Source organism: Nonomuraea sp. bgisy101, from assembly GCF_057708945.1.
The window spans coordinates 21,748-29,196 of the sequence record NZ_JBYITD010000063.1 but is presented as its reverse complement, the minus strand read 5'-3'; the positions used below and the strand labels follow the sequence as shown (position 1 = coordinate 29,196).

Genomic DNA, 7,449 nt, shown 5'->3' with positions numbered 1-7,449 from the left:
GTCAAAGGGCAGCGCAAAGGGGCAGTGTAGCCGAACGGCACACGCCTGTCCACTTCGCTCTCGCTGCATGCTCCACGTTGTCCGCAGCATCGCCCGTCCGAGCGGAAACGTCAAGCCCGCGAGCCGGACTTTCGGCCAACTCAAAGCCTGGACGCTGGGATTTCTCCCCCTGGCGACAGATGGCTAGCACTAGGCCCCAAGACGATACCCGCGAGCCGGGGCCGCTAACGCTCTGTCACACCGTGGTCTGAACCCATGCTGACGATCGGTGGAACCGTGACGGTTCTACCCATTCTCAAAGACGCGCTAAACCTGGATTTTGATAACAATTGAATGTCGGGACATGCCCGGCATCAACTGCTGCCCACGAGGGTGGACAGGTCGCCCACCAGCCACCGCGAGCCATCCTTCACCATGACGAATCTAACCCGGTTCTGGATCACCTGCTGGCGCGGCTCGGCGTCCCCCTGCGCCTGCTTGGTCGTCCCCATGTTCACGAACAGCAGGACGGACACCCTGTCAGGCGTGGCGTCCTGCACCGCGGCCCCGGCGACCGAGACCTCCTGGACGGTCCGCTGCTCGATCGCCCTGGGCACGAGCGATCTGCGCAACTCCTGGTAGCGGCGGGTCAGCTCGCCGGTGGTCAGCGCCTGCGCCCTGTTCAGGTCGTCCTCGATCGTCCGGTAGTTGTAGGACAGCAGGTCGGGCGCCAGCGCCCTGGCCGCGACCATCGCCTGCTCCCCCGCCGCCCGCCCGCCGCGCAGGTGCTCCAGCTCCCCTCCCATCCGCAGCGACGTCCAGCCGAGGAAGGCCACGGCCACGGCCAGCACCGCCGCCAGCGCGACCCTCACAGCACCTGCTCCGCTTTCGCCACGAGCCAGCGCCCGCCGACCTTGGACAGGTCCATCGACCACCGGTAATAGCGGTCCTGCCGGGGCGTGCCCGTACCCTCCCAGTTGATCGTGGAGTCGGCGACGACCAGCACCTTGGCGGTGTCGCCGGCCATCGAGACCATCCCCGAGGCGCGCACCGCCCCCGTCTGCACGACCTTGTTGGCGATCGTGGTCTCCCTCAACTTGGGCGCCCCCGCGTGGTACTCGGCATACGCGGGCCCCGTCGAGGTCGCGAGGATCCTGGCGATGCTGGCGTCGGCGCTCTTGTAGTTGAGCGAAAGCAGGTTGAGCGCATGCGCCGCGGCCGCGTCGATCGCCGCCCGGCGGTCGGCGGCCGCGGCCTCCTCGTCGCGCAGCTGCGCGCTCAACCAGAAGGCGACCCCCGCCACCAGCACAAGGACCGCCGCCAGCGCGATGGTCAGCCTGCGCACCACGGTCACCGACCGGGAGGAGTCAGCAGTGCCTGCCATATCGCGGGATCATAACGCTCGCCCCATTCCTCCAGGCCCGGAATGCTCGGGTGGGCAGGTGTGGCGTGCCCCTGTCCGCCGTCCCGCCGCCTTCCGGAATCCCGCCGCCCGGCTCCCGGACGGCCGAACCCCCGAACGGCCGGCATCTCTGAACAGCCGGCCCCCTGAACGGCTGGCACCCCTGAACAGCCGGCCCCCTGAACGGCTGGCACCCCTGAACAGCCGCCGCCACAGGTCGGGACGTCACCTCTGAACAGCCGCCACCACAGGTCGGGACGTCACCCGCCACCAGTCCTCCGACGGCGACCGCGCCTGCCCCGGCTCATGACGAGGGTCGGCGCGGCGCCGAGGTCACGAACCACGCCCGCCGCGGCGCCGAGGCGGGCCGGCAGATGTCGGAGATCGGCGAGCGCGCCATCCGCGAGTGTCCGTCATGCCGGGCGGGTCGAGGCAGGTGAGCGTCCCGTCCGTCCCCTGTCGGGACTGCTTCCTGGGCACCGTACGGCGGGGCCGGGATCTGTGACGACGGCGGAGATCGTCGCCCGGCGGACGGCCCGGCCGGCAGCCCGTCCCGAGTGCGGCTCGGCGGCGTGCGGGTGGTCTCGTCGAGGGAGGGGCGGCTTCGGGCTGCGGGCCGTACGGGGGACTTCTGCCTCTCAGCGCGCGGCCGCGGGCAACTTCCCGCGCGATGAGCCAGATCTTGTGGAGCGTGATGGATCCGGGCCGCGGAGCGTGGGCGTGGTGGCGGGTCAGTGCACGCCGTTCATGTGGGCGTTGATGAGCCTGGGGTACTCCTCCAGCCAGTTCCGGCCACGCTCGTCCACGAAGGAGCCCTGCGGCGGGATCACCCCGTTGGCCGCCAGCCACGAACCCGGCGGCTTCTGGGTGCGGCGGATGCCGTTCCCGCTGGGCATCAGCTGCGGCGGGATCGGCGGCAGCGCGCCGGGGTCGTGGCCCAGCTGTGCCTCGGCCTCCAGCTCGGAAATGTCCTTCTCCTCCGACATGCCGATCGGGCCGTGCCTGCGGGCGTTGAGGAACTGCCTGACCACAGGCTCGTCGCTGGACAGCAACATCTCCCTCGGGCCGAACATCACCAGCTCGCGCCGAAACAGCAGCCCGATGTCGTCGGGGACCGTGCGCGCGGTGTTGATGTCGTGGGTGACGATGAGGAAGGTCGCCTCGATCTCGGCGTTGAGGTCGACGATGAGCTGGTTGAGATAGGCGGTACGGACCGGGTCGAGGCCCGAGTCCGGCTCGTCGAACAGGATGATCTCGGGGTCGAGTACCAGGGCCCTGGCCAGCCCGGCGCGCTTGCGCATACCACCGGAGATCTCGCCCGGCAGCTTGCCCTCAGCTCCGACGAGGCCGACCAGCTCCATCTTCTCCATGACGATCTGGCGGATCTGTGACTCGTTCTTCCTGGTGTGCTCGCGCAGCGGGAAGGCGATGTTGTCGTAGAGGCTCAGCGACCCGAAGAGCGCGCCGTCCTGGAAGAGCACCCCGAACAGGCGGCGCAGCTCGTAGAGCTTGTTCTCGCTGCAGTTGGCCAGGTCGTAGCCGTCGATCCAGATGTGGCCGCGCTCGGGCCGCAGCAGGCCGACGAGGGTTTTGAGGAAGACCGACTTGCCGGTGCCCGAGGGCCCGAGCAGGACGGAGATCTCGCCCGCGGGGAGGGTCAGCGAGACGTCCTCCCAGATGACCTGCCGACCGAACGACTTGGTCAGCCCGTCGACCACGACCTCGACGCCCACAGGTCACCCTCCACTTGGCTGGTGGTAACGAGACGAACACATTACTTACGGCCGTAACGGAGCTTCCCGCGAATTGGAATCCATTCCAATAATTCGACGGGATTGTTACTGGGCGGTTATGTCAGCGCGTGGAGGGCGGGACGCAACAGCCTCGCCACCTCTTCGGCGGGGACGTCGCGCAATTCGTCGAGGTCGAGGAGCTGGTGGCCGATGGTGACGCCCAGCAGGATCAGGGTGATGAGCGCGGCCTTGAGCCTGGCGTCGCGCCCTTCGATCGCCGCACTGATCTGCTCGATCTGCCTGCTGAAAGTCGCGCGGGCGGACGCGGCGGCCTCCGGGTGGGTGAGCATCGAACGCATCGTCGCCAGCGAGCTCTGGGGCAGCTCGCCCAGCTTGACCCCCAGGGATCCGAGCAGGTCGTCGACCAGCCGCCCCGCGTCCTCGGGCTCGACGTGGACGGCCCGCTCGAACAGGCCCTGCTTGCTGCCGAAGTGCTGCATGACCAGGGCGGGGTCGACGCCCGCCGCGGTGGCGACGGCCCTGATCGTGGTGCGTTCGAAACCCTTCTCGGCGAACGAGGCCCGGGCCGCTTCGAGGATCCTCTGCTCGGTCCTTGCCCTGCGTTCGGCGCGCGTCGGAGTCACGCGGTCACTCTACTTCTCCCCTTGTTCACTCAACGGTTGTTGAGTAAGTTGGGCCGCATGACAGCGATCGTCACGCGTTTCCATGAGGCCATGCTCCACAAGTCGGCCGACGAGCTCGCCGACCTCTACGCCGAGGACGGCGTCCACGAGTTCCCCTTCCTGATGCCGGGCATGGTCGAGCGCTACAACGGCAGGGAGGAGATCCGAGCCGGATACAAGGCCTCGTGGGGCGCCACGCCGGCCTCCGTCGCGGAGATCCGCAACGTCGTCATCCACCAGAGCACCGACCCCGAGGTGCTCGTGGTCGAACACGAGACCGCCGTCACGGTGTACGGCCGGCCGTACACCGTCCCGGGGCTGCTCGTACTGCGTGTACGCGAAGGGAAGATCATCCACACCCGCGATTACATGGACGCCACGGCCGTGGCCAGCCTGCGGTCAGGTCATACAGAGTGACGCCGCCGACCGTTCTCGCGGTGAAGTTCTCCTGCACCCAGGCGGCGATCCTGGCGGCCTCGTCGCTGCCGCCCGCCGCGGCTCCCGCCCTGCGGCCCATCGCCATGCCGCCGCCGGTGAAGTAGTGGATCTTCCCGCTCTCGACGTGGTCCTGGAACTGGGCGAGGGTGGGCGCGGGATCGGTGCCGTTGAACCCGCCCACGGCCATCACGGGGAGCTCTGTGGCGAGCTGGAAGCCCGCCGCGTTGTTCGAGCCGACCGTGGCGGCGACCCAGGTGTACGGCGCCGCACCGGCCTTGAGCAGCGCGGTGACCTCGGCGCTGGGGGTCGCCGCGTTCAACAGCCCGCCGCCTCCGCCCCGCCCACCGGTCACTCCGCCGTCCTGCCCGTCGACCTGGCCGGCGCTCGGCCCACCATCCAGTCCATTACCTGGCCCGCCGTCCGCCCCGTCTCCCTGCCCGCCACCCGGGCCACCGTCCTGGCCGCTGCCTGGCCAGCCGCCACGGCCGCCGTTCTGGTCACCGTCCTGCCCGCCGGGGGCACCGTTCGACGAACCGCGGGTAGCGCCCATGCGACCCCACGCTCCCCCGTCAGGACCGCCAGGACGACCGGGCCCGCCGCCGAAGCCACCCGTTGAGGGGCCCGCGGTGGGGATCGCACCCGAGTGCGCCGAACCCGCCGTGTCCACGGCATACGCCACGGGCCCGGCCAGGCACGCCACCACGGCCGCCGCCGCGGCCACCCCTATAACCCTGCCCCACACCCGCCCTGCGGCGCCCCCTGACCGGGCCGCCTCGACAGCACCGCTCCCCGAGGACACGCCAAGAACCCGTCCCGCGTCGAGCTCGGCCCGAGTCCGCCCTTCAGCGCCGCTCCCCTCGGACGCGCCTAGGGTCGGTCCCGTAGCGCGCCCTGCCGGTGTCGTCTCCCGAGGATCGTCCTCCATGGACGCTCCCTGAACCCGTTCACGAGCGACGGTCCCCGAGAACATCCCCAGCACCCGTTCGTGAGCGACAGCCTCCGAGGACGCTCCCTGAACCCATTCGTGAGCCGCGGTCTCCGAGAACGTGCCCAGCATCCATTCGTGAGCGACAGCCTCCGGGAACGTGCCCGGCACCCATCCGCCGGCGACAGCCTCCGAGGACGCGCTCGACACTTGTTCACGAACAGCGGGACTCGGGGACGTGCATGGCGACCGCGTGTCGGGGTCGGCCTCCTCAGGCGCGCCCGGCAACCGCCCCACACCGCTGACGGCTCCACCACCCGACCGCGTCGCAACCACAAGCGCGGCGGCAGCGGCCACCGGCCACCAGAACGACCGGTCCGAGCCACGCGTTCCACTCCGAGCTGCGTGACAGCAGCACCCACGACCACACCGCCGTCACGGCCACCGTCAGCGCCAGAGTTCCAGCCGCCCACAACGATCGCCGATAAGACCACAGCACCGCCGTCCCCATGCCCACCAGAGCGGCGATCGCCGGAGCAAGGGCCACCGTGTAGTACGCGTGGAAGATGCCCTGCATCAGGCTGAAGATCAGCCCGGTGACCAGCAGCCAGCTCCCCCACAGCGCGAACGCCGCCCACGCCGCGTCGGAACTCGTTCCCGCATACGCCCTACCCCTGCCCGTCCTGCCCGCCCTGCCGGCATCCGCATGAGCCGCGCCTGTGTCCGTGATCGCGCGGGTGCGTCGCTGCGTCCAGAGGCCCACCGCCAGCAGTATCAGCGCCGCGAGCAGCAGTCAGGCGATCTGCCCTCCCGCTTCGGTGTCGAACAGCCGCAGCCACCCGGCCTGCTCGTTGAGGTTGCCGAGGCCGCCGTAGTCGTCACCGTTCAACCGCCCGATGCCGTTGTAGCCCAACGCGAGCTCCAGCACGCTGTTGCCCTGCGAACCCCCGATGTAGGGCCGTTCGCTCGCCGGCACCAGCGCGACCGCCACCGGCCACCAGCCCGCCGCCACCAGCATCGCGCCGCCCGCCAGAACCAACTGCCACAGCCGCCGCCCGAACAAGGCAGGCGCCGCCACCAAATACACCAGCGCGAACCCTGGCAGCACCACGAACGCCTGCATCATCTTCGCCAGAAACCCGAACCCGACGCACACTCCCGCCAGCACCAGCCACCGCGTCGAGGCCCGCTCCTGCGCCCGCACCACGCAGGCGGCGCATGCGGCGCAGTGCCCGACGGCGCAGCGCCCGACGGCGCAGCGCCCGACGGCGCAGCGCCCGACGGCGCAGCGCCCGACGGTGCAGGCGGAAGACGCGCGAAGCAAACGCAGGAGATGGGCGCAGACGGCAAGCTCGGCAGACGGCAGACGGCAGACGGCAGGCGCAGGCGGCAGGCGCGAGAGGCGGACGCGGGAGACAGGAGCAGGCGGCAGCCTCGGGAGGCAGAGGGCAAGCGGCAGGCCAGGCGGGCGGCGAGCGGCAGGCTGGGCACGCGGCGGACAGCAGGCGGCGGGCGGCAGCGGGCGATTCTCGCGACCGGCCCCGGAGGGACCGGCGGGTCCTGCGGCCCGGACACTGCGGCCCGACGGCCGGCGAACGGTAGGTCGGCGCGAACGGCGGCCCACCGAACAGGAGTCCGGCGAACGGCAGTCCGACAAACGGCGGCCCGGCGAATGGCAGGTCTGCGCGAACGACGGCCCGCCGAACAGGAGTCTGGCTAACGGCAGTCCGACGAATCGGGAGTCTGGCTAACGGCGGTCCGACAAACGGCGGCCCGGCGAACGGCTGGTCGGCGCGAACGGCAGGTCGGCGACTCCCGGAAAGGCACCGGGAAAACAAAAAGAGCGGAACCCACCCGGCACCAGGGTGTGTTCCGCTCTTTCTGAAAAGACGCGCCGTCTTACTTGACGGTGACGGTGGCGCCGGCGCCCTCGAGGGCAGCCTTGGCCTTCTCCGCCTGCTCCTTGTTGACCTTGCCGTCGAAGACCGGCTTCGGAGCGCCGTCGACCAGGTCCTTGGCCTCCTTCAGGCCGAGGGAGGTCAGCGCGCGGATCTCCTTGATGACCTGGATCTTCTTGTCGCCGGCGGCCTCGAGGATGACGTCGAACTCGTCCTGCTCCGCGGCCTCCTCAGCGGCGGCGGCCGGGGCGGCAGCGGCGGCAACGGCGACCGGGGCGGCAGCCTTGACGTCGAAGGTCTCCTCGAACAGCTTCACGAACTCGGAAAGCTCGAGGAGGGTCATCTCCTTGAACGCGTCGAGCAGCTCGTCGGTGCTGAGCTTCGCCATGAT

Annotated in this window: 9 protein-coding genes; 1 reads left to right on the top strand and 8 read right to left on the bottom strand. The window is 70.1% G+C overall.

Annotated elements, in window-relative coordinates; translation table 11 throughout:
• Positions 1–353: 353 nt before the first annotated feature.
• The 4 genes from AC3EO4_RS53365 to AC3EO4_RS53350 all read right to left on the bottom strand — a co-directional run bounded on the left by AC3EO4_RS53365 (position 354) and on the right by AC3EO4_RS53350 (position 3,758).
• Positions 354–851, bottom strand: a complete 498-nt coding sequence (locus AC3EO4_RS53365; protein ID WP_431904143.1) for a hypothetical protein — start codon at positions 849–851, stop codon at positions 354–356.
• Positions 848–1,363 (bottom strand): hypothetical protein, encoded by a 516-nt coding sequence (locus tag AC3EO4_RS53360; protein ID WP_431904141.1) that lies wholly within the window; start codon positions 1,361–1,363, stop codon positions 848–850. The genes AC3EO4_RS53365 and AC3EO4_RS53360 overlap by 4 nt, the downstream gene beginning before the upstream one ends.
• 749 nt (positions 1,364–2,112) lie before the next feature.
• Complete coding sequence (locus tag AC3EO4_RS53355) at positions 2,113–3,114, bottom strand: ABC transporter ATP-binding protein (protein WP_379573047.1); 1,002 nt, start codon at positions 3,112–3,114, stop codon at positions 2,113–2,115.
• 116 nt (positions 3,115–3,230) lie between these two features.
• A complete protein-coding gene (locus AC3EO4_RS53350; protein ID WP_431904138.1) occupies positions 3,231–3,758 on the bottom strand; it encodes a TetR/AcrR family transcriptional regulator in 528 nt (175 codons plus the stop codon).
• 57 nt (positions 3,759–3,815) lie between these two features.
• Here AC3EO4_RS53350 and AC3EO4_RS53345 point away from each other — a divergent pair, with 57 nt between their 5' ends.
• Positions 3,816–4,214: a nuclear transport factor 2 family protein gene (locus AC3EO4_RS53345; RefSeq protein ID WP_431904136.1), complete on the top strand. Its 399-nt coding sequence runs from the start codon at positions 3,816–3,818 to the stop codon at positions 4,212–4,214.
• On the opposite strand, the gene AC3EO4_RS53340 is transcribed toward AC3EO4_RS53345, so the two are convergent.
• The 4 genes from AC3EO4_RS53340 to rplL all read right to left on the bottom strand — a co-directional run bounded on the left by AC3EO4_RS53340 (position 4,147) and on the right by rplL (position 7,446).
• Positions 4,147–4,785, bottom strand: coding sequence for a mannosyltransferase YkcB-related protein (locus AC3EO4_RS53340; protein WP_431904134.1), 639 nt, complete (start codon positions 4,783–4,785; stop codon positions 4,147–4,149). The two genes, AC3EO4_RS53345 and AC3EO4_RS53340, sit on opposite strands and share 68 nt — an antisense overlap.
• Before the next feature lie 646 nt (positions 4,786–5,431).
• Positions 5,432–5,923: a hypothetical protein gene (locus AC3EO4_RS53335; RefSeq protein WP_431904132.1), complete on the bottom strand. Its 492-nt coding sequence runs from the start codon at positions 5,921–5,923 to the stop codon at positions 5,432–5,434.
• A 30-nt stretch (positions 5,924–5,953) separates the two neighbouring features.
• A complete protein-coding gene (locus AC3EO4_RS53330; RefSeq protein WP_431904129.1) occupies positions 5,954–6,484 on the bottom strand; it encodes a glycosyltransferase family 39 protein in 531 nt (176 codons plus the stop codon).
• A gap of 575 nt (positions 6,485–7,059) precedes the next feature.
• Positions 7,060–7,446 (bottom strand): 50S ribosomal protein L7/L12, encoded by a 387-nt coding sequence (rplL, locus tag AC3EO4_RS53325; protein WP_379573053.1) that lies wholly within the window; start codon positions 7,444–7,446, stop codon positions 7,060–7,062.
• Between the last annotated feature and the right edge of the window lie 3 nt (positions 7,447–7,449).

Coding starts and splice junctions, on each gene's coding strand:
- AC3EO4_RS53360 (WP_431904141.1), bottom strand. CDS start 1,363: ATGGCAGGCACTGCTGACTCCTCCCGGTCGGTGACCGTGGTGCGCAGG.
- AC3EO4_RS53340 (WP_431904134.1), bottom strand. CDS start 4,785: ATGGGCGCTACCCGCGGTTCGTCGAACGGTGCCCCCGGCGGGCAGGAC.
- rplL (WP_379573053.1), bottom strand. CDS start 7,446: ATGGCGAAGCTCAGCACCGACGAGCTGCTCGACGCGTTCAAGGAGATG.
- AC3EO4_RS53345 (WP_431904136.1), top strand. CDS start 3,816: ATGACAGCGATCGTCACGCGTTTCCATGAGGCCATGCTCCACAAGTCG.